This is a genomic window from Desulfosarcina variabilis str. Montpellier (genome assembly GCF_048565275.1).
Taxonomy (GTDB): domain Bacteria; phylum Desulfobacterota; class Desulfobacteria; order Desulfobacterales; family Desulfosarcinaceae; genus Desulfosarcina; species Desulfosarcina variabilis.
On sequence record NZ_CP159846.1, the window covers coordinates 2,821,015 to 2,840,452 of the forward strand.

A 19,438-nucleotide genomic window follows, 5' to 3' on the forward strand; every position below is an offset into this window, starting at 1 on the left:
TAAGTATTAACTCCCGGCCCCTTAGTTTTGCGTTCAGCGTTTATAAAATGACATATACATCTCCTTTTAAGCCTTATGAAATTATTGAGATCTTAAATGAGCAGGTAGATCGGTCCCCATCCTTGTTGAGAAGTGCTATTAAATTGAATACTCATTGCTATAGAGGTACATCACCTGTATGTGGGAAAATAAAGGAAAATGCATTTGAGTTAAGAAACCGAAGTGGGCATGCTTTTTCTCTACGAGTGTTGGGTGGAATTAAAGAACATTGTGCTGGATCACAAATCGAGATTGTATTCCATAAAGCTGTCCGTTATACTTGTAGATAATATGCTCTATTTTAGTAAAGGTTGGATTAGTCTAATTCTCAGCATCATAGTTTTCATTTATACGATTGGTTATAGCAAGACAATGGGGTATAGCCTATCACCATTTATTACTAAATATCGTTATGATAGTGGCGGATTTATGGCATTATTTTTTTGTGTTGGTTTATTTTTTATGCTTTTTATTGTTTTTACGCTGCTTTTTATAGTTTCAGAGATACAAAACCTTTATATCTGGTTAATAGAAATAATAAGTCTATCATATTGCCAAAAATAAAAATTGATGAAATAAGAGAGTTAGTAAAAAAGGGCGACAGAATAAAGGCACTTAAAATGTTGCGAGAATTAACCGGTGCCGACCTTTCATCTGCAATTGAGTTCATTGATAGTTTGGATAATTAAACCATAAAAGTATAACATCTATATGGCCTCCCCTTGTCAAGAAAAAACTTCACCCTCGGATCGGAAGGGTAAAAAAATCTAATGCTACTTGTTCCGTCTCTTAATTCAGATTTCTCAACAAGCAACTCGCTTGTTCTAACTTGCGTCTTCGATCGCCGGCGTCAGAGCGTTTTGATAACGCGTCTGCACCAAACATCTATCGGGATTGACTGATCTGCCAAATAGGTTCTTTGACAATCAGCGTGCCATCTTAGGATGGCTTCAGAATATATTTCGGACCCTTATTCCGGCGCAGCCAAAAGAATCGGCTCGTCATTATAAACGCCCAGTTAGGGTGTCACTCGGATAAGGGCCAGAACGTGATCATCACTTGTTAAACAATCCGTATCCGGGGATGGAACCGGAGGATGCCGCCAATCAATTTTTTTGAGCTTAAGGGCATTGGGTCCACTCTTTTTTCGCAGTCTGGGCTGCATGTCATGAATTGAGAGGATCAGATCCACCCGTGTGATCTCAGTTATGCGACAAGCTGACACCCTCCGGTTCCAAACCTATTGATCGAAGAATCGTTTCATATCGAATGCCTCTTTGTTTTTGAGCATGAAACAGATGGCTCGGCCCAACTTGTGAGTAAAGATTCCCAGGGCCTTGCCCTTGTTATATTTACGTTCTAGTTTGGCAACGAAATATTTCGCTTCAGGTGAGTCTCTGAGCATGAGAATAGCAGCTTCCTTGATAGCCCATTTGAGATGATGATTGCCGATTTTCTTGTTGGTGTGACCGGCCCATTTCCCATCGAGTTTCTTAAGGGTTTGGTTCATGGCATTGATCATTTCCAGATCCACCTCAATGCTCTTTCTGACTTCGGGATCGTCAAACCGTTCGGCAACACCGTCGTGATTATATTTGCGAGACAGCTTTTTCTTGAATGCCGGCAGATTGTATTGGGTGTTGGTATTGGTGATATGGGCGACCAGTTCACTGCATCGTCTTGAAATGTACATGCGTCTTCGCAAAAGATCCCGCGTGGCCCGCCATTTTGCTGGATAGGGATAGGCGGTTGGGAAATTGCCACCTTTAATTAACATGGCGATCTTGTAGGAATCGATTTTATCGTTTTTTGTTTTGCCGCCGTGCATGGCTTTCATGTACAATGCATGTCCAAGGACAAAGTCAATTTTGTGATCACTACAAAGATCAGCAAGCCAGTACCAGCAGAAGACGCATTCAACCCCGACAACGACGTCTTCAAGAAAGGAAAAGATCAGTTCGAAAAAGAGTTCGGGATCGGTTTTGATGTTTTCATGGACGACGACCTTTCCCTTGTGGTTCAGGATACAAACGTACATTTTCCTGGCATGCAGATCGATACCGCAATAGTACTTGTGCTGCTGATTGTAAAATTTCATGCTATGCCTCCTTTTGCTTTGGAAAACTAATGTTAGGGGTAACAGAAGTTTACCGGTGCAAGTAAGAGGGTTTAACTTCGGCCCCGTTTCTTCGGGAGGCCATAACTAGTATCAATCAGTTCCACCAGAGCGCAGGGGCTGTGGCATTATTGAAATGCGTCGTTTTTTGAAACTTTTTTTTTCATTAGCGAAAGCTTTCGACTGAACCTGCGCCCTTGTGAACTGAAACGATGGCGTGGCGCTTCGCACCACGCCATCGGGCTGCGGATTACCCGCAGCCCGATGGGTTTCTAAGATAACATGAAGATTCATTTAGGAAATTTAATTGAGCAATCTTAAATTTAAAATAATTTTACGAACACCATTAAAGTTACCAATAAAGAGACTACATTGGACTAACGATGGTCGTATTTTTATTTCTTCTGTATCTGTAAAAAGGTCAATTAGACAATCATTTAGCAAAATTACTGAGTCAAAAATTGCACCGCAAGGTTTATCAGATGATTTATTTGGGACTCTCACGCATGATGTGGCAAGAGCGGGCCAAATTTTAGTATCATCTGCATTCACCGAAGAATTTTCAACGACGGATTTTCAGAACAGTATACAAATTCAAAATGAAACTGGTTCTGTAAAAACAAATATTATTAATGATGAAGAATTCGTTCCTGAAGGAACTATTTTCAGTGGATTGATTCATTCAAGAATTCCAACCAATACAGTTGAGGATATGGCGCTTCGTCTATCCTTACTATCTATTCGAAATATTGGTTCAGAAACATCGCAAGGATGGGGGGCTTGTGAAGTTCAAATATCTGACGAAGATACTCAAACCGAAATATTATATGACTTTGATTCAACCACAAAACCCTCATTATGTTTAGAATCAACAAGGATTTGGGTGCCAAGTTTTGAGGATGAACTTGTTAAATATTTTTCAAAAAATCCTGAAGAAATGTGAAGCATGCCACCGCGTGCATTTGAACAGTTGGTTGCGGCGCTTTTCAGGAAAGAGGGCTTTGATGTAAAACTAATTCCAGAATCAAGGGATGGGGGGTACGACATATTGGCTGTACGCCATAATAAATATACAGGTAATGAGACATTCTTAATTGAGTGCAAGCGATATGCTGAAAATAGACGAGTCGGAATTGACGTAATAAGGAATCTAATTGGTGTAATGCAGTTTGAAAATGCTACAAAAGGAATAATTGCTACAACTACATCCTTTAGTTCTGATGCGAGGCAGAGAGCTGAAACATTTTCAAGCCGTTTAGCACTTCATTATTATGAGTTTATAAAACATTGGCTGCATGACGTTTCTGCAAGTTAATGGATTTAACTAACCAACAATTTGCTGTACGGGCGCAAAAAACGCGCGCCCCGTGAGCATAGTTAGCTTCAATACAAGGAACGTTAAATGATTCTCGATTGGGGATATATTGCTGAACTATATTTTGATTTAGACCTATATTTTTTTTGGGGCACTGTACATTCGTAAAGAGTATATTTAATAATGAACAAGAAATTCTATCAGATAAATTTAATGAATCATTAAGCAGGGTCTCAGAAAATCAGAAAGAGAGATTTTATTCCCATTTTGAAACTGAACAGTACTACATAGGCAGTCTATTTCCGAGCATACATTGGTCGGTAATGTTTGTAGCAGGCTATAATTTATTTGAAAACTAATAATGATATTTGTAAAATAGATCACGCCATATCAGGATCAGAAAAGGGACTAAAAGATTTTCCAGGGCAGGATATTTAAAGGGCAAAAGTATATTTATCGAAAACCCACAGTATTAATGCATCATTTTCAACAAAGCAGTGGGAACGAATAACTTCTTTTGCAAAATATTAGAAATATCCTTTCACATACTGCAGGGGAATTAGATCTATCCCAAAAAAACATCTCAGTGTGTTCAAAATGGCGTAAAAAAAGACAGCTGTTAGAATAGAAAGGCATGATACTGTTTTTGAAACAACAGATATAACCGTCGATGATGAATTTGTTTTAAATTCAATTCAAATATACCGTGAGTTTATAAGCGATTTAGTTTCTGGAATAATGATAAAAGAGTAAGCTAACAAGCCAGTGCATCAGATTGCTATTACGCTGAAGCTTCATGGCAACAAGTGACCGGCGGGGTTATATAATAAATGAAATGGAAATAAAAAAAATACAGCAAATATTCGATAATTATTCTGATGAAGCTTTGGTAGAAGAGGCGCTTTCGCCTCGAGAAAATTATCAAGAAGGAGTTTATGATTTAATAGCAGAAATATGTAAGGAGAGAGGGTTAGAAAATAAAATCAACCGGGTGAAAAGTGAAATTATAGAAAAAAATGGACAAAGTGAAGAAAAAGATAGGATTAATTCTACTGGACCTTATGATTTTTTTAGGTTATCGACCATACAAACAAAAATCCAAGAGCTTTCAGATGAAGAGTTGATAGATGCTCTAAACCATGAGAATGAGGAAATAATTCAGGAAATAATTAAAGAGGAGTTTTTTAATAGAGGAATAGAAGACTCGCTCCTTTTAAAAAAACAAAATCCGAAAATTCAAAACATCAGTATTAATCCATTCAGAGTCATGAAAGAAGGGTTTCAGTTTTTTATTATAAATCCAAATCTTTTACTTTTAGTTTTAATTATCTTAATCACTGAAATAGTATTTAAATTAAATCTAAATTTAAATTTTTTTTAAATTCTTTCATAATCATACCATTAATTTCTGGTGTAATTATAAAATATGTAACAGAGATAAAAACTGATGATTTTTCTTGGAAAAAAACAATCAGATTTGTTTTCAATAGATCTATTATCTCTGATAATTGCTAATTTAATATATGTATCCATTATGTTTATAGGAATAATTTTTCTCATTATTCCAGGTGTTTATATAGGGATAAAGATGGCGCTCTTCAGCCAAGCAATCATTTTAGAGGAAAAAAGAATATTAGGATCTTTGAAAAGAAGCTGGGAATTAACGACTAATAACTTTTGGTCGCTACTGGTGATAGGGTTGGTTTACACCGTACCAATTATAGATATCATTAATTTCCTATATATATTTCCAAATATCATTTCGACAATTTTTCAGGCAGGAATAAATGCCTTTTTTCTATTATGGATGACTTTAGTTTATACTATTGCTTTTTTAAAACTGAATAGTAACAAAAAGTCGAATGGGGAAATTATATATCAAGGCAATTAACTATGACTGGGAAAAAATGGCTCTTTTTTTATAGCCTATGCCTTTTCCATACTCTCTTCTTCGAAGCTTTTACATGCTTTTTCCAGCCTGTTATTGCCGCCAGAGAGTAATCATTATGAATGATACGTTTCTTCAGTTTGATCTTGACGGTACGATAAGTGATCCTATTGATGGAATCGCTCGTTCATTTAATTATGCACTTTCGTTTTTTGGACACGAAGAAATACCGATTTTTGATATCGCGCAGTATATTGGTCCTCCACTGGATGAATCTTTCAAAGCGATCACTGGTAAAAATTTTCTTAGCAGCTCTGCCCGGCCACTTAAAATGGCATTATACTTATCGAATAAAGTGAAAAAATCAGACTGAAAAGGGGCAATAATAATGAGAATTCATAATTTTTTGCTACAAATACTCAATATGACCCCAGAGCATGTATCCCAAAAGACGTTAGTCACCATGGAGAAAGTGATAGAATTGCTGGGAGTATGATGCTGTCCAACCATCGGTTTACAGTAGATAACCTATGGCTACGCACTGAAACCGGCTGTTCGGCTTCAATTCAGGAGGTGGCATATGCGCAAGCCTGAATCCGTGGCGGGGTTCCCGGGTGCGCTCTTCACGGTCGGGGTGCTTGTTCTTGTCGTCGCGGCTGGCTGTGCGCGAGCGCCCGCACTGTCACCGGCAGTCTCAGGGCACTGGCCGACGGCACGCTGGGATACTGCCAGCCCCGAGTCTCAAGGTATCGACAGCAGCGTGCTCATCGACCTGCTTGCCTTTGCCGCACGCAAAGACTTCGGCGTCCACGACATTCTTATCGTTCGTCACGGAGTTATTGTCTTTGACGCCGTTTTCTATCCCTATGACGGAGAAAGCCCGCATGACGTTGCTTCGGTCACCAAATCGGTTACTACTACGCTTCTGGGCGCCGCGATCCACTCGGGCAAACTGGACCGCCTCGATCGATCCATTGCAGCATTGCTGCACCGGAAACGGCCTTCGATGAACCGCGTGAAACGAGAGATCACGCTCGAGCACCTGGCCTCGATGCGCTCCGGCCTCGCGTGTGGCCTTTCGCCGCCAGGCGAGCCGGAACTGATCGCGATGATGCAGAGTCCCGATTGGGTTGACTTCACTCTCGATCTCCCGATGTCATGTACGCCCGGACGACGCTTCGCTTACTGTAGCCCTGGCATGCATCTGCTTTCCGCGGCGATTACCGAACCCACAGGCGAAAGTGAGGCGGACTTTGCTGCCACCACCATCTTCGCTCCCATGGGAATTGTTGACTGGGACTGGCCAAGCGATCCTGCGGGGCTAAGTCATGGCTGGGGCGACTTGCGCCTGCACCCGCGCGACATGGCGAAGGTCGGACTGCTGATGCTCCACGACGGCGTATGGGACGGGCGGCGACTGCTGCCCGCAGGCTGGGCCACGACCGCGGCGCAGTCCCGTGGTCCCACCAGCGCCGGTGGAGATGGTTACGGACTCGGCTGGTGGGTTCCAAGCCGCGATCTGCACGGCGCGTTCGAGGCGCGAGGTCGCGGCGGGCAGCGTATTGTGATATGGCCTGAACTCGATCTGGTTGTTGTCACCACCGGCGCTGGGTTCGAACCGGGGCTGTTCGTTCCGTTCCTCTCCAATGCGATACGTGGCGGGAAGGCGCTTCCTGAGAACGAAGCCCTGTTCGGCCAGCTCGAAGACGCCCTGGCCGCCGCGCGCTCCGAACCGAAGGCGGTTCCTGCAGCGTTGCCCGAACTTGCCGGCCGCGTCTCTGGACGTACCTATGAGATGGACGCCAATCCGCTGGGCTTCGAACGCGTAGGCTTCGATTTCCAGGCAGCAGAGCCCACCTTATCGCTCAAACTGTCTGACGCCATGGGGAGCGGTGCAGCGGGATGGTTCAGATTTATGCTCGGTTTTGACGGGCGCTACCGGATCACCCCTGCTGGTCCGCGCGGCTATGCGGTCGCTATCCGCGCTGCGTGGCGTGGACCGAGTCGGCTCGATATAGACTATGTCGAGTCGTACGGCCCGAACGCCTTTGTCTTTAGCGTGGAGTTCGAGGATGATCGGATGCGCCTCTCGATTCGCGACCAGACCGGTTTGTACGGCGAGCACTTGATCGTGGGGCGCGTACGCCGGAAGTGACAGAACCATATACGATTTCGCGTCGCTGTTCAGATTCTGGTCGTCGGTCACGGGCGGCTACCGAAGCGGATCGTCGTTGGACAAGCCACCGAACCCGTTATTCAATCGGACCGGGAAAGGCCGAAGCTTTTTACAACATTTATCATTTTGCGGGGTTCCGGGGGCGGTTAATACAGGTTTCGGTTTGGGGGTTATCTTCAAAAAAAACTCGTTGAAGGCATAAAGAATGAATTCAGAAAAAAAATTTATTTTTCAAAAAAGAATTTGCGGAAAGATATGATGACGCAGTAAAGCAACAGAAATGGTATGGTGCTGAAATTTTATTTGGAATGGTTTATGAGTACCTTAAAACAGATGATAAAATCTTAGATATAGGTATCGGAACGGGATTAAGCGCAACAGCATTTCACAAAGCAGGTTTAGAAATTTATGGTCTTGATTACTCAGACGAAATGCTTGAAGCGTGTAAACAAAAAAATATTGCAGCAGACTTACGGCAATTTGACCTTAACAATACGCCACTGCCATATCAAGCGAATTATTTTAACCATGTAAGTGCGAATGCTGTCCTTTATTTTATTCCTCAATTAGATGCTCTATTTTCTGAAATTTCGAGGGTATTAAAAAAAACGGGAATATGGGCGTTTATTGTCGAAGAGAATTCCAATCAACAGCAGTCAAAATATATCGAAAAGCCAAGAGGCAAGAACGGATTGGTAAATTATCAGCATAGTAGTAAATATCTTTTTGACCTGATTAAAAACAATGGATTTTTTCTGCTAAAAAAATAGAGTTTGTGGCAGAGAATTTTCAAATGGAAGGGAAAGCCGTATCTTTTTATCTATATGTAACAGAAAAAAGATAACAAAACGCTCCTCGTGCCCGGGGGGCTATCGACTTTTTAAAAGTCCTTGGTTTATGAAAAAATTCGGCTTTTACAACGCTCCCGGCAATTTGCCCAGGTCGGCTGAGTTTATCAGAGGAGCAACGATGCAGCCTGATAAGCTGAAATCTGTCAGTGATTTCAGAGACGGATCGGCGTATGGGAAGATCTTGGAGGTTCACCCAGTCTATGGAAACTTCATTACGGAGTTCGTGAAGGAAGTCATGGAGAAACTTTCCATTAGCAAAGGAGAGCGATTCCTGTTCAAATTTGGCGAAAAGACTTTTAAGCCGCTGTACGGAACCAGCTATGGTGATGTGCCGCGCGGGGAGTGGATTGCATTCCATGTCGCAAACGGATGCCTGCGAATCGCTCGGAATTTCGCCAATGCATCCGAAACGGCAGGATGTGGAAAAGGCGACACTATATGTATTGCCAGGGATTTTAACGACACCTAAGAGTGACAGATGAACATGACAGACCAGATAGGCTGGAATAGAAACCGCCGTATTCGCTTCCATGGAGACCACGGTCCCTTAGTGATCACCCTGCACGGTGGGCCAGGTGCGACGGGTAGCGCAGTGCGAATGGCCCAAGGGCTATCCCGCGATTTCCGTGTGATCGAGCCGTGGCAACGCAGAAGCGGCGAAATACCGCTGACTGTCGGAGTTCACATTCAGGATCTGCGCAACCTAATCCTTTCTCACTGTAAAGGCGAGAAACCCGCCCTTGTCGGTTCGTCGTGGGGTGCCATGCTGGCCTTGGCCTACGCGGCAGAACACTCGGAAACGATCAACAGCATAGCACTTGTTGGCTGCGGGACATTTGACAAGGCATCCCGTAAGGTCATCGCCCAAAAACGAAGGCTGAAGATCGCCGACTACATATCCAAGCACCCCGAGCATAAGGCTGACCTGCAACTGGACATAGGTGCGCAGATGATGAAGTGGCACGGGATGACCGACACCTATGAGCCGTTGACCATTGACGATGCCTCTCTGGCACCCGAACCGTTCGACGTACAAGGCCATACAGAAACTTGGCAAGACATGCTGCGATCCCAAGAAACGGGCATCTACCCACAGTCATTCACTTCCGTGAAGATTCCAGCGATCATGCTACATGGCGCCGACGATCCTCATCCGGGATCGATGATCCGGGATACCCTGCAGCGGTACATACCTCACTTGCAGTACCACGAATTTCCTCGATGCGGTCATGATCCCGAGATCGAAAAACACGCAAAGGACGATTTCTTCGCTGTACTGAGCGGTTGGCTGAAAGAGCATTTGTTCGGCACAAATGGACTTTTTTCGACGCTGTCATTTATTGTTTGAAGGGAAAGGCCGCAGTAATGGTCTGGCTTTTTTCCGCGCCTATCGTAACCGCCTCGAATTCCAGCACCTGTTTTGTGTCCCTGATGTTGGTGATTCGCACTGTATACACCCCCTCCGGCAAAGTGACGACACGGGTTCCTTTTTTAGGCCAGTTGCTCCAGTTGTCGAACACCTTCAATTCCTTCACCAGGCCGGTCAGGACTTCCATTTTTATAATATTGAAGATAAAATTGTGAATTCAACAAGATTATAAACACACAATTTTAAAGGAATGCCATGTTAAAAAAACGATGGCGGTTGTTTCTCTATACCTGCTTTGGTGGCTGTGCTACAGGTGTATCAGCGTCCAAGGCCTGCATCAGGCTTTGGGAAGAGAACCCCGAGGATGTAAAAATAGCCTGCCTCCCAGCCGTGGTAATACCTGGTAAGTTGAAAGAAATGCTAAAATCAGCGGATAAGCGATTACTTGTTGATGCCTGTAGTTTGCGATGCGGTGCAAAACTTTTTGAAAGGGAGGGGATGACCGTTGACACATACCTTGAACTGACGTCTCAACTTAAAATAAAAAAAGAGAAGATATTACCATCGGCAGATTTGCAGGAGAAGATTTATCTATTTTTAAGAACTGAAGTACACAGACTGTTGCAACATTAGGCTATTGCCCATTCAGAAATGACTAATTTGCCCGATATCGGCGTTGCGCGAAAAATTTTATCCTCGGAATATCAACCATATGCACCCCAAGGGCACTTCCTTCGGGCGCCTGTGGTAAAATTTTTTGCGCGTCTTGATCTCGACCAAATTAACCTATTTCTGGACGGACACTAGGCTATATTGCAGCGCTCACCCAATGCCGTATTTTTTCATTTTGTGCCACAAGGTGGTGCACTCCATGCCTAGTTTTCGGGCTGCTTTGAGGAGATGCCCACCGGTTTTTTCCAACGCCTCCAGGATCCGTTGGTGTTCCGGGGTGGGGGACATGGAAAGAACGATTTGCGCCGGGGGCTTCTGCTTGGCTGGTTAGATGCCTGACATAATCTGGCCGGAGATCGGGATGGATAACCGCCTCACGGCAGATGGTCAGTCCGTGTTCGAGGATGCTTTCCAATTCGCGGACATTGCCCGGGTAATCGTAGTTGAGCAGAATCTGCATGGTTGCCTTGGAAATGGCTGGCAGGGGGATGCCGCGATCGGCGCAAAGATTGCGGGCGATATGCCGAATCAACAAGGGCAGGTCTCCCCGGCGTTCCTTTTTTTGGGTTTATCCAATGGTTACTGGCTACGCGCCCAAGCCGCACATGATACAGAAGTTGCGGAGCAACCCTTGGCTCGATACTGAAGAAAATTAAACCTTGGTCAGAATAAGTGGCTCAACAACACCGTTGAACGGGACCTGTAGAAACCGTGCGCTTTTGTTGCCCTCAACTGTAACGTGCCTTTTTTTGAAACAATAATTCCGTAGTCACACATCTCCCGGCCGCTCACTTCCGCATTACTTATTCAATGTGAAATTTGTTCAGGGTGAAAGATTTTCCGGCCTTTTGTTTGCGTTTGCCAAATTGATCCTCGATAATCGAACCAAAAGGGGGTTCGTTTCTGGAAAGGCAGAACGATGGGGGATATAATAAAAATTGATGCACTCGCATCGACCAACGAAACCGACGAGTACCGCTTTGGTTATACTCATAAGGAGATAGAACGGCTAAGGTATCAGCATCACGTCTGGGCCAAAGAAAACCAACGGTTCATCTCCAGAGCTGCATTTAGCAAGGGGGCAACTCTGGTCGATCTTGGTTGCGGCCCCGGATATACAACTCTCGATCTGGCACAAATTGTCGGGTCGGAGGGAAACGTTATTGCCGTGGATCGAGATGGAGAACGCTCTCTCCCGCTATTAAGGGCGCAAGCAGAGGCCGTAGGTCTTTTTAATATTGAGACAAGGGCGGCTAATCTGGAAACATTTGATCTTCAAGAGAAAAGCGTGGATGGCGTTTACGGTCGGTGGGTGCTAATGTATCTTCCCGAGGCAACGGTGAAGTCGTTGATGGAGGTTGTCGGGCGGCGCTCATAATCGCAATTGAGTCCAAACAGTGATTATGAGGAAGAGAAGAAAGCGAACAAAGCTTTTGCCGCAAAGTAAAAGGCGAGAGCCCGCCGATAAGCAATGTTAGCCCCAATGCTGCATAAAAAAATTTGAGAAAAAGGACATTTAAAAACAAATAAGATTCACCCCCCAAAATCCGGATTCATAAACTCAATTTCATCGCCTGATTGCACTATGGTCGTGGCATAGTCCCGCGGGTAGATGAATCGGCCGTTCAATTCCACAATCAGATCCGGGTCCCGTGATAACAAGGCGTCCAACACCGGCGGCGGTCATGTGCAAAGCAGACAATCCGCCCAGACCGCCCACGCCGGCGATCATCACGCTCGCTTGCTTAAGGCGCTTTTGACCGGCAGCACCGATATCGGGCATGATCAGCTGGCGCCGGTATCGACACATCTCGTCTTCGGACAAGCGGGCGGCCATGAGAATATCCTTTCCATTCATAAAAGACAAAAGAGGCCGGCCCGATTCAAGGCCAGGCCAGCCTCTTTCTCAACCAAAAAGAAACGAATCTACTCTTTGTTTGCCTCTTGAATCGCGTTGTAGACCCGTTCCGGTGTCAGCGGCAGCTCAAAGATACGTACGCCGATGGCATCGTAGACCGCATTGAGAAGGGCTGGAATAGTCGGCATGATGGCGCCTTCGCCTACCTCTTTGGCACCAAAGGGGCCATTGGGCTCGTTGGTCTCAACGACGATGGCGTCCACGGGCGGCATATCCAGGGCCGTGACCATTTTGTACTCGGCAAGGTCGTTGTTGATGACATTGCCCTTGGCGTCGAATTTGACTTCCTCATGCATGGCCTCGCCGATGCCCATGGAGATGGAGCCTTGCATCTGCCCCTCCACGGAGGTGGTGTTGATGGCTTTGCCGCAGTCATGGGCGTCGACGATCTGGACGATGGTAATCTGGCCGGTTTCCATATCCACTTCGACCTCGGCCACCTGGGCGCTGCAGCCGTATGCCGGAGACGTGCCCACGGCCGCGCCCTTGTAGGTGCCTCCCAAAAAGTGGGGTTTGTATTTGCCGGTGCCCACGATGGTGCCTTTTTTCAGGTAGGCGATGCGCGAGGCCTCTTTGAAGGTGAGGTATTCGGTATCCGGGTTGTCTGTCCAGCCGCGATGCTCTTTGATGTAGCGGGTGCGCAGCTCACTGAAATCCACCGGGCGGTCGAAGGTGATGCGGCCTTCGACGATATCGATGCCTTCAACCGGCACGTCCAGTTCGTCGGACAACACTTCCAGAATCTGGCGTTTGACATCTTCCGCCGCGTCTTTGGTGGCGTGGCCGGTCATCAGGGTCTGGCGGCTGGAGTAGGCCCCCAGGTCCACACCCATATCCGTGTCGCCCGAGGCCAGCCGGATGCATTCCAGGGGAACGCCCAGGGCTTCGGCGGCGATCATGGCAAAGGCGCTGTCCGAGCCCTGGCCGATTTCGGCAGAGGCCGTGTAGACCAGCACGGTGCCACCGTCCTCGGTCAGTTTGATCATTACCGTGCCATGGTAGGTGTCGGAGCGGTAGATGGGAAAACCGGCGCCGGAAACGAAGAATCCGCAGGCCAGGCCAATGCCCTTGCCCTTGGGCAGTTTGCCTTTTTTGGCCTCCCAATCCGATCCACCGGTCACCGCATCCAGGCATTCGGCCATGCCGAAGCTGCTCATGTTCAGATCGTTGCAGGTGGTGTCGCCGGTCTCCATCATGTTCTTCTGGCGCAGTTCCTTGGGATCGATATTCAGTTCTTCGGCAATCATGTCCAGCTGCTGCTCAAAGGCGGCCCGGGCAATCACCGCACCGTGCCCGCGCTGGGCGCCGCAGGCCGGTTTGTTGGTGTAGATGCGCCAGCCGTCGTATTTCATGTTGGGCAGTTTATAGGGGCCGGCCAACAGCGATCCGGCGTAGTAGACCGTGGCCGGGCCGAAGCTGGCGTAGGCACCGCCGTCCAGGTAGCACTCATGCTCCAGGGCCATCAGGGTGCCGTCTTTTTTGACGCCGATGGTGATTTTGTGGGTGAAGGCGTGGCGTCCGCGGTTGAACATGAACACCTGCTCACGGGAGTAGTTCATTTTTACCGGTTTGCCGGTTTTCAGCGCCATCAGGCTGCAGGCCAGTTCCATGGGGTTGGTGCCGGCCTTGGGGCCGAACCCGGCACCCACATACATTTTTTTCACCCGTACCTTGCCCACGTCCAGTCCCAGCACCATGGCCACGGTGCGCTGAATATAGTGGGGTGACTGGGTCGAGCTGATCAGGTTCAGGGTGCCGTCCAGATCCACTTCGGCAAGGCATCCCTGGGGCTCGATGAAGCCGCCGTCCTGGCGTTTGTTTTTGACCGTGGTGGTTTTGATCAGATCGCACTCCTTGAATGCCGCCGCCACGTCACCGAATTCCTGATGAACCTCGCCGGTGATATTGCGCGGGTATTTCTCGTGCAGCAACGGCGCACCGTCAGCCATGGCATCCTCGATGGTGAGCAATACCGGCAGCTGTTCATACTCCACATTGATAAGGGATACGGCTTTTTCGGCGGTTTCCTTGTCAATGGCTGCCACGGCGGCGATTTCATCGCCCACATAGCGCACCCGGTCATGGCAGAACACGGTTTCATCATAGCGGGCCGGGCTGACGCCATATTTGACCAAGCCGGCTTCCTTGGCCGTGACGACGCACTTGACGCCGGGCAGCGCCTCGGCGGCCGAGGTGTCGATGCTTAAAATTTTGGCATGGGCATGGGGGCTTTGCAGCAATGCGCCATACAACATGCCGGGCTTGCTAAGGTCGTCCACATAGATTGCCCGACCGGTGGCCTTGGCGGGCGTGTCAATTCTCCTGGCCCTGCTGTTGATCACTTTATGGTCACTCATGATATTTTTTATCCTCTCGTTGGTATTGCCATTCTCGCATGGCCGATCGTAAAGGGGTTCGATGGGCTTGGGTGGAGATGCCCGGTCTCAAACGCTTTTGATCGCATCGATAATCTTCTGGTAACCCGTGCACCGGCAAAGGTTGCCTGCGATCCCCGCACGGATTTCGCTTTCGTCGGGGTTGGGATTCTTGTCCAGCAGATGCTTGGCCGAGAGGATCATTCCGGGCGAGCAAAAACCGCACTGGATGGCGCCATGTTCTACAAATGCATCCTGAACCGGATGGAGTCCATCTTCGGTTTCCAACCCTTCAATGGTTTCAACCGTGCAGCCATTGGCCTGAACCGCCAGCACCAGACAGGAGTTGACCGGCAGGCCGTTGAGCAATACGGTACAGGCGCCGCAGTCGCCGGTCTCGCATCCTTTTTTGGTTCCGGTCAGTCCGATTTCATAACGAATCAGGTCGGTAAGGGTCATATTGGGTTCAACGGCGATCTCAACCTCTCGGTCATTCACCGTCAATTGAATCAGTTTTTTCATTGTCCTCTCCTTCTCAAAGTGAGCGGTTAGCCTTTGTCCGTACTATGCCGTGGCCTGCGCAAAAGCGATATCCAAGGTCCGTTTGGTCAGGACCCCCACCATGGCCTTGCGGTAGCTGGCCAACCCCCTGAAATCATCAATCGGGGTGCAGTCCTGCCTTGCGGCCTCACCGGCTTTGCGAAAAAGGGCCTCATCCGGTTTTTCCCCTTTGAGCACGTCTTCCGCAGTGCTGGCGCGAAGCGGTGTCGGGCCGACGGAACCCAAAACGATGCGGGCATCTTTAATGCTGCCATCGGCTGCATCCAGAGCGATGAACGATGCGACGTTGACCACGTTACAGTCCTGGGCCTTGCGTACACCCAGGTTGATGTAACCGGCACCTTCACCGTCACTTGGCACTGGCACGGTGATGGTGGTCAGTATTTCTTCGGGACGCATTTCGGTGAAACCCGGACCCTTGAAGAACTCTCCCAAGAGAACTTCTCTTTTGCCCTTGCTGCTTTGCAGCGTGACGGTTGCACCATAGGCGATGAGCGACGGTGGCAGGTCTGCAGCCGGACGTGCTGAGCCGATATTGCCGCCGATCGTGGCACGGTTGCGCACCAGGGGCGAGCCTAAAGCCCGGGCACCCGAGCGCAGCGCACCTATCTTTTTTTCAACCAGTGCATCCACGGTCAGCTCGGCAACCGTGTAACGACCGCCAATCACGATCTGATCGCCTTTGTCCTCGATACTGTGCATGGGGTCGAGCTTTGAAAGACAGACAATGTTTTCTGGTGCGAGAATTTTTTTCTTCATGTTCACCATGAGATCTGTTCCACCGGCCAACACTTTGGCTTTTGGACCATAGGTCGCCATAATCTCGCAGGCTTCATCGATTGAAGCCGGCTCATGAAATTCAAACCTTGGCAATAGCATCCGTCCCCTCCTTAGAAGTGTGAATTTGATATTGAAATCAACCCATCTTGCCGAACGGGCAATCCGGATACCGGCAATCCGGGCAGTTTGCGCAGAATGCGCCGTGTCCCATGGCGGCGATGTCTTTTTTGGTAAGTGTTTCGCCGGTCAATAGTCTTGGAATCACCAGGTCAAAAATACTGGCGTGGTAATACATGACACATCCCGGCAGGCCAACCACCGGGATGGTTCCCATATAGGCGAGCATGAACATGGCACCGGGCAGGACAGGGGCGCCGTAAGTCACCACACGGGCACCCGAAACGCGGATACTGGTGGGCGTCTGGTCGTCCGGGTCCACGGACATCCCACCGGTCAAGGCGATGAACTCGGCACCCCTGGCAATCAATTCATGAATGGCATCAACGGTCATTTGAATGTCATCGGAAACAAAACGCTGTTCAATGACCTCACTGCCCAGTTCCTCGAATTTTTTACGCAGCACCGGACCGAATTTGTCTTCGATGCGGCCATGATAGATCTCACTTCCCGTGGTCACCACACCGACTTTGACAGGGGTGAAGGGCTTGACCTCGACCAGCGGATAGAAATGACGGCAGATCGCCTCGACGGTCTGGATTCTTTCCTCGTCCGTATATAAAGGTATGATCCGTGTGCCGGCAACGGGCATGTCCGGCTGAACGGGAAAGTGGGTGTGCCTGGAGGCAAACATGATATCCTCGACCTCATTGATCCGGCTCAGGGCGTCGGTGTTCACCGAAAGCAGCCCCTTTTCGGTGCTGATCAAATTGACTTTCCCTTCGGCCGGTTCCGACAGACGCAGACCGCCGCCCGCAGCCGCTTCGGCGATCCGCCTGGCAGCCTCATCCTCATGCAGCATTCCCGGTTTCATATCCTGGACATAAATATTGGCTTTTCCCATGTCGAGCAGTTTGTCCACATCCGCTTGCTTAATGATGCGACCTTTTTTAAACGCCCTGCCTTTGAAGAATCCAGGTACGATTTGAGTGATATCGTGACACAGCATCTTTCCGACTGCATCTTGCACAGGAACCGTTTTCATGGGGGAACTCCAATTGTTAATGATTGGTAAGGAAGAAGAAAAAAATCATTATAATGAACAACAAGATACTTTATGGAATAAATCATTGTCAAGTTTTATTGTTTATTTAGCAGACAAAATTATAAAAAATAAAATAATAACAGTATTTTAAAACTTTACTGGAAATTCTCTATATTTATTTGGGCTGTAATTATAGGTTCATTATGGTGAATATTGGAAAAGACGTTGGCCATTGCATAAGAATCTGCCGGGGTGGGGGCCGGAAATGGTAATAATTCTAAAAAACTCTTGACAGCCAAACAAGCTTAACATATTAATAAAAAACGAGTTACATTGTTGGGGGATTGGCATTTTCTAATAATATTTCGAGCTTGCGACCGAACCAAATAAAAATCGGGAGGACAAATTGAAGATTCTCACAACCATCAAAAAGGTCGTTGATGTGGAACTGAACATCAACGTGGAGAACGGGACAATTGTTGAGGACGGGCTGCAGTACGTCATGAACGCCTGGGATGAAAATGCAGTGGAAGCCGCTGTCCAACTCAAAGAGAACAACAAAGCGGAAACCACACTGGTCAGCATCGGTGGCGGTGAAGACGTCACCAAGATTATCCGTAAAGGCTTTGCCATGGGCATTGAAAACGCGATTCAAATTGATGACGCGTCCCTTGCAGGGGCCGATTCATCCGTGTATGCCAAAGTGCTGCAGAAAGTGGCTGAAAAGGGCGATTACGATCTGATTATCACCGGCAAGCAAGCCCAGGATACAGACAATGGTCAGACAGGTATCATGCTGGCGGAAAACCTGGGGATTCCCTGTGTGAGCAATGTGGTCGCCATTGAACCCATTGATGATCAGACCATCAAAGTTTCCCGGTTGGGCGATGCCGGCACTGAAATCGTCGAAATGACGCTTCCCGGTGTGGTTACGGTGAGCGATAGTATTAATGAGCCGAGACTGCCCCAGATGCGCAGCATCATGATGGCCAAGAAAAAGAAAATCGCGGTGATGGATCTGGGTGCCCTGGGTACCTCTTTTGATGAAGTCGGTGGCAACGCGAAGAAATCTGAAATTGTGGAATTCATGAAGTCAGAATCGCGTCAGGCCGGGCAAAAATTTGAAGGCGATCCCGCCGAGATTACTGCCCAGGTTGTCAATCTACTATCCAGTGAAGCGAAAGTGTTCTAATTTTTTTGCTTCATTACTTTCATTGGACACTAACCGAATTCATATAAGGAAAAAATATCATGGCTAAAGTACTCGTCGTCGCAGACATCAAAGAGGGTGCAGTCAAGGGTAGCACCACCGAACTTTTATCCAAGGCCAAAGGCATCGGCGCGGAAGCCGCGGTCGTAGCCATTGGCAGCAATATCGGTTCACTGGTACCCGATTTGGCCAAGGCTGGTTCCGACACCCAGTATATCGCTGATGATGCTGGGCTGGAGATTTTCTCAGCCGGTCCGTATGCAGCGTGTGTGGTTGACGCCGCCAATCAATTTGGTGCCGACATGATCTGGTTTGGTTTTTCCGAAAGTGGCAAAGCTTCCGCGCCGCGTGTGGCCGCCCAGCTGGATGCTGCCTGCGCCACCGAAATCATCGATGTGACGCTGTCCGGGGATCAGATCGAATATGTCCGGCCCGCCACGGCCAACAAAGTGTTGCAGCGCGTCAAGGTGAATAGCAAACAACTGGTGGCCGTTGTCCGTGCCGGTGCATTCGAAGCCCAGGAAGGCATCAGCGGAGCAGAAAACGCCGTTACCCTCTCGGCTCCGGCTGCCGATTTAAAGGCCGTCATCAAAGAGCTCATCTCCGATGCCAGTGGCGAAATCGATCTGGCTGATGCCGATATCGTCATCTCGGTCGGTCGCGGCGCCAAGGATCAGGCCGGTGTGGACATGGTCAAGGAACTGGCCAACGACCTAAAAGCCGGGTTTGGCTCCTCACGCGCCATGGTGGATGCCGGGTTGATGGCCCATAACAAACAGGTCGGACAGACCGGTAAAATTGTTGCCCCGTCCCTTTATATGGCCATTGGTATTTCCGGTGCCATTCAGCATCTGGCTGGGATGAATGGATCCAAAGTGATTCTGGCCGTAAACAAGGATCCCGAGGCGCCGATCTTCAATGTAGCCGATTATGGCATTGTTGGCGACTTGTTCGAAGTGGTTCCCATTCTCCGTGAAGAAATTAAAAAAGTGAGAAATTAGTTCGT

At 48.0% G+C, this 19,438-nt stretch carries 23 protein-coding genes and 1 pseudogene; 15 read left to right on the forward strand and 9 right to left on the reverse strand.

From position 1 onward, the window contains the following. Nucleotides 1–1,279 precede the first annotated feature (1,279 nt). On the reverse strand, nt 1,280–2,137 hold the full coding sequence (locus Dvar_RS12620) for an IS110 family transposase (RefSeq protein ID WP_419662061.1): 858 nt from the start codon (nt 2,135–2,137) through the stop codon (nt 1,280–1,282). Nucleotides 2,138–2,462: 325 nt separating this feature from the next. Here Dvar_RS12620 and Dvar_RS12625 point away from each other — a divergent pair, with 325 nt between their 5' ends. The 9 genes from Dvar_RS12625 to Dvar_RS12665 all read left to right on the forward strand — a co-directional run bounded on the left by Dvar_RS12625 (nt 2,463) and on the right by Dvar_RS12665 (nt 9,733). Beyond that, entirely contained in the window at nt 2,463–3,098 is a 636-nt protein-coding gene (locus Dvar_RS12625) for a hypothetical protein (RefSeq protein WP_419662062.1), read from the forward strand. Between the two features lie 3 nt (nt 3,099–3,101). After that, nucleotides 3,102–3,470: a restriction endonuclease gene (locus Dvar_RS12630; protein ID WP_419662063.1), complete on the forward strand. Its 369-nt coding sequence runs from the start codon at nt 3,102–3,104 to the stop codon at nt 3,468–3,470. A gap of 796 nt (nt 3,471–4,266) precedes the next feature. Continuing rightward, entirely contained in the window at nt 4,267–4,851 is a 585-nt protein-coding gene (locus Dvar_RS12635; protein WP_419662064.1) for a hypothetical protein, read from the forward strand. A 66-nt stretch (nt 4,852–4,917) separates the two neighbouring features. Continuing rightward, nucleotides 4,918–5,361 carry a hypothetical protein gene (locus tag Dvar_RS12640; protein WP_419662065.1) on the forward strand — a complete coding sequence of 148 codons (444 nt, stop codon included), beginning with the start codon at nt 4,918–4,920 and terminating at the stop codon, nt 5,359–5,361. A 115-nt stretch (nt 5,362–5,476) separates the two neighbouring features. Next, on the forward strand, nt 5,477–5,731 hold the full coding sequence (locus Dvar_RS12645; protein ID WP_419662066.1) for an HAD hydrolase-like protein: 255 nt from the start codon (nt 5,477–5,479) through the stop codon (nt 5,729–5,731). Nucleotides 5,732–5,938: 207 nt separating this feature from the next. Next, complete coding sequence (locus Dvar_RS12650) at nt 5,939–7,513, forward strand: serine hydrolase domain-containing protein (RefSeq protein WP_419662067.1); 1,575 nt, start codon at nt 5,939–5,941, stop codon at nt 7,511–7,513. 329 nt (nt 7,514–7,842) lie between these two features. Further along, on the forward strand, nt 7,843–8,304 hold the full coding sequence (locus tag Dvar_RS12655) for a class I SAM-dependent methyltransferase (RefSeq protein WP_419662068.1): 462 nt from the start codon (nt 7,843–7,845) through the stop codon (nt 8,302–8,304). A 199-nt stretch (nt 8,305–8,503) separates the two neighbouring features. Beyond that, nucleotides 8,504–8,854: an SAM hydroxide adenosyltransferase gene (locus Dvar_RS12660; protein ID WP_419662069.1), complete on the forward strand. Its 351-nt coding sequence runs from the start codon at nt 8,504–8,506 to the stop codon at nt 8,852–8,854. 9 nt (nt 8,855–8,863) lie between these two features. Next, the gene (locus tag Dvar_RS12665; RefSeq protein WP_419662070.1) at nt 8,864–9,733 is read left to right on the forward strand and encodes an alpha/beta fold hydrolase; all 870 of its coding nucleotides are present in this window, start codon (nt 8,864–8,866) and stop codon (nt 9,731–9,733) included. On the opposite strand, the gene Dvar_RS12670 is transcribed toward Dvar_RS12665, so the two are convergent. Further along, nucleotides 9,723–9,941, reverse strand: coding sequence for a hypothetical protein (locus Dvar_RS12670; protein ID WP_419662071.1), 219 nt, complete (start codon nt 9,939–9,941; stop codon nt 9,723–9,725). The genes Dvar_RS12665 and Dvar_RS12670 overlap by 11 nt on opposite strands. Nucleotides 9,942–10,009: 68 nt before the next feature. On the opposite strand from Dvar_RS12670, the gene Dvar_RS12675 reads away from it, so the two are divergent. Further along, complete coding sequence (locus Dvar_RS12675; protein WP_419662072.1) at nt 10,010–10,387, forward strand: putative zinc-binding protein; 378 nt, start codon at nt 10,010–10,012, stop codon at nt 10,385–10,387. A gap of 189 nt (nt 10,388–10,576) precedes the next feature. Here the strand turns inward: Dvar_RS12675 and Dvar_RS12680 are convergent, their stop codons facing one another. After that, on the reverse strand, nt 10,577–10,714 hold the full coding sequence (locus Dvar_RS12680) for a helix-turn-helix domain-containing protein (protein ID WP_419662073.1): 138 nt from the start codon (nt 10,712–10,714) through the stop codon (nt 10,577–10,579). A gap of 73 nt (nt 10,715–10,787) precedes the next feature. Here Dvar_RS12680 and Dvar_RS12685 point away from each other — a divergent pair, with 73 nt between their 5' ends. Then, nucleotides 10,788–11,072 (forward strand): hypothetical protein, encoded by a 285-nt coding sequence (locus tag Dvar_RS12685; RefSeq protein WP_419662074.1) that lies wholly within the window; start codon nt 10,788–10,790, stop codon nt 11,070–11,072. A 273-nt stretch (nt 11,073–11,345) separates the two neighbouring features. Next, entirely contained in the window at nt 11,346–11,804 is a 459-nt protein-coding gene (locus tag Dvar_RS12690; protein WP_419662075.1) for a class I SAM-dependent methyltransferase, read from the forward strand. Nucleotides 11,805–11,959: 155 nt separating this feature from the next. Here Dvar_RS12690 and Dvar_RS12695 read toward each other — a convergent pair whose 3' ends face one another. The 6 genes and pseudogenes from Dvar_RS12695 to Dvar_RS12720 all read right to left on the reverse strand — a co-directional run bounded on the left by Dvar_RS12695 (nt 11,960) and on the right by Dvar_RS12720 (nt 17,222). After that, the gene (locus tag Dvar_RS12695; protein ID WP_419662076.1) at nt 11,960–12,100 is read right to left on the reverse strand and encodes a MoaD/ThiS family protein; all 141 of its coding nucleotides are present in this window, start codon (nt 12,098–12,100) and stop codon (nt 11,960–11,962) included. Beyond that, nucleotides 12,093–12,284: pseudogene (locus tag Dvar_RS12700) on the reverse strand (ThiF family adenylyltransferase); the annotation flags it as partial. The pseudogene Dvar_RS12700 and the gene Dvar_RS12695, both read right to left, overlap by 8 nt. A 68-nt stretch (nt 12,285–12,352) precedes the next feature. After that, nucleotides 12,353–14,701, reverse strand: coding sequence for a xanthine dehydrogenase family protein molybdopterin-binding subunit (locus Dvar_RS12705; protein ID WP_419662077.1), 2,349 nt, complete (start codon nt 14,699–14,701; stop codon nt 12,353–12,355). Between the two features lie 87 nt (nt 14,702–14,788). After that, a complete protein-coding gene (locus tag Dvar_RS12710) occupies nt 14,789–15,241 on the reverse strand; it encodes a (2Fe-2S)-binding protein (protein ID WP_419662078.1) in 453 nt (150 codons plus the stop codon). Between the two features lie 42 nt (nt 15,242–15,283). Further along, nucleotides 15,284–16,159: an FAD binding domain-containing protein gene (locus Dvar_RS12715; RefSeq protein ID WP_419662079.1), complete on the reverse strand. Its 876-nt coding sequence runs from the start codon at nt 16,157–16,159 to the stop codon at nt 15,284–15,286. 37 nt (nt 16,160–16,196) lie between these two features. Continuing rightward, on the reverse strand, nt 16,197–17,222 hold the full coding sequence (locus Dvar_RS12720; RefSeq protein ID WP_419662080.1) for a molybdopterin-binding protein: 1,026 nt from the start codon (nt 17,220–17,222) through the stop codon (nt 16,197–16,199). On the opposite strand from Dvar_RS12720, the gene Dvar_RS12725 reads away from it, so the two are divergent. From Dvar_RS12725 to Dvar_RS12735, 3 genes are all read left to right on the forward strand, one after another. Then, the gene (locus Dvar_RS12725) at nt 17,221–17,373 is read left to right on the forward strand and encodes a hypothetical protein (RefSeq protein WP_419662081.1); all 153 of its coding nucleotides are present in this window, start codon (nt 17,221–17,223) and stop codon (nt 17,371–17,373) included. The genes Dvar_RS12720 and Dvar_RS12725 overlap by 2 nt on opposite strands. A 255-nt stretch (nt 17,374–17,628) precedes the next feature. Next, nucleotides 17,629–18,414, forward strand: coding sequence for an electron transfer flavoprotein subunit beta/FixA family protein (locus Dvar_RS12730; protein WP_419662082.1), 786 nt, complete (start codon nt 17,629–17,631; stop codon nt 18,412–18,414). Between the two features lie 59 nt (nt 18,415–18,473). Continuing rightward, nucleotides 18,474–19,433: an electron transfer flavoprotein subunit alpha/FixB family protein gene (locus Dvar_RS12735; RefSeq protein WP_419662083.1), complete on the forward strand. Its 960-nt coding sequence runs from the start codon at nt 18,474–18,476 to the stop codon at nt 19,431–19,433. Nucleotides 19,434–19,438: the final 5 nt, after the last annotated feature.

Excerpts from the sequence above, each read along its gene's own strand:
- Dvar_RS12690 (WP_419662075.1), top strand. The coding sequence starts at position 11,346 with ATGGGGGATATAATAAAAATTGATGCACTCGCATCGACCAACGAAACC.
- Dvar_RS12720 (WP_419662080.1), bottom strand. The coding sequence starts at position 17,222 with ATGAAAACGGTTCCTGTGCAAGATGCAGTCGGAAAGATGCTGTGTCAC.
- Dvar_RS12705 (WP_419662077.1), bottom strand. The coding sequence starts at position 14,701 with ATGAGTGACCATAAAGTGATCAACAGCAGGGCCAGGAGAATTGACACG.
- Dvar_RS12670 (WP_419662071.1), bottom strand. The coding sequence starts at position 9,941 with ATGGAAGTCCTGACCGGCCTGGTGAAGGAATTGAAGGTGTTCGACAAC.
- Dvar_RS12665 (WP_419662070.1), top strand. The coding sequence starts at position 8,864 with ATGAACATGACAGACCAGATAGGCTGGAATAGAAACCGCCGTATTCGC.
- Dvar_RS12680 (WP_419662073.1), bottom strand. The coding sequence starts at position 10,714 with ATGTCCCCCACCCCGGAACACCAACGGATCCTGGAGGCGTTGGAAAAA.
- Dvar_RS12710 (WP_419662078.1), bottom strand. The coding sequence starts at position 15,241 with ATGAAAAAACTGATTCAATTGACGGTGAATGACCGAGAGGTTGAGATC.
- Dvar_RS12620 (WP_419662061.1), bottom strand. The coding sequence starts at position 2,137 with ATGAAATTTTACAATCAGCAGCACAAGTACTATTGCGGTATCGATCTG.
- Dvar_RS12675 (WP_419662072.1), top strand. The coding sequence starts at position 10,010 with ATGTTAAAAAAACGATGGCGGTTGTTTCTCTATACCTGCTTTGGTGGC.
- Dvar_RS12630 (WP_419662063.1), top strand. The coding sequence starts at position 3,102 with ATGCCACCGCGTGCATTTGAACAGTTGGTTGCGGCGCTTTTCAGGAAA.
- Dvar_RS12715 (WP_419662079.1), bottom strand. The coding sequence starts at position 16,159 with ATGCTATTGCCAAGGTTTGAATTTCATGAGCCGGCTTCAATCGATGAA.
- Dvar_RS12650 (WP_419662067.1), top strand. The coding sequence starts at position 5,939 with ATGCGCAAGCCTGAATCCGTGGCGGGGTTCCCGGGTGCGCTCTTCACG.
- Dvar_RS12725 (WP_419662081.1), top strand. The coding sequence starts at position 17,221 with ATGGGGGAACTCCAATTGTTAATGATTGGTAAGGAAGAAGAAAAAAAT.
- Dvar_RS12735 (WP_419662083.1), top strand. The coding sequence starts at position 18,474 with ATGGCTAAAGTACTCGTCGTCGCAGACATCAAAGAGGGTGCAGTCAAG.
- Dvar_RS12660 (WP_419662069.1), top strand. The coding sequence starts at position 8,504 with ATGCAGCCTGATAAGCTGAAATCTGTCAGTGATTTCAGAGACGGATCG.
- Dvar_RS12635 (WP_419662064.1), top strand. The coding sequence starts at position 4,267 with ATGGCAACAAGTGACCGGCGGGGTTATATAATAAATGAAATGGAAATA.
- Dvar_RS12645 (WP_419662066.1), top strand. The coding sequence starts at position 5,477 with ATGAATGATACGTTTCTTCAGTTTGATCTTGACGGTACGATAAGTGAT.
- Dvar_RS12685 (WP_419662074.1), top strand. The coding sequence starts at position 10,788 with ATGGATAACCGCCTCACGGCAGATGGTCAGTCCGTGTTCGAGGATGCT.
- Dvar_RS12655 (WP_419662068.1), top strand. The coding sequence starts at position 7,843 with ATGGTTTATGAGTACCTTAAAACAGATGATAAAATCTTAGATATAGGT.
- Dvar_RS12640 (WP_419662065.1), top strand. The coding sequence starts at position 4,918 with ATGATTTTTCTTGGAAAAAAACAATCAGATTTGTTTTCAATAGATCTA.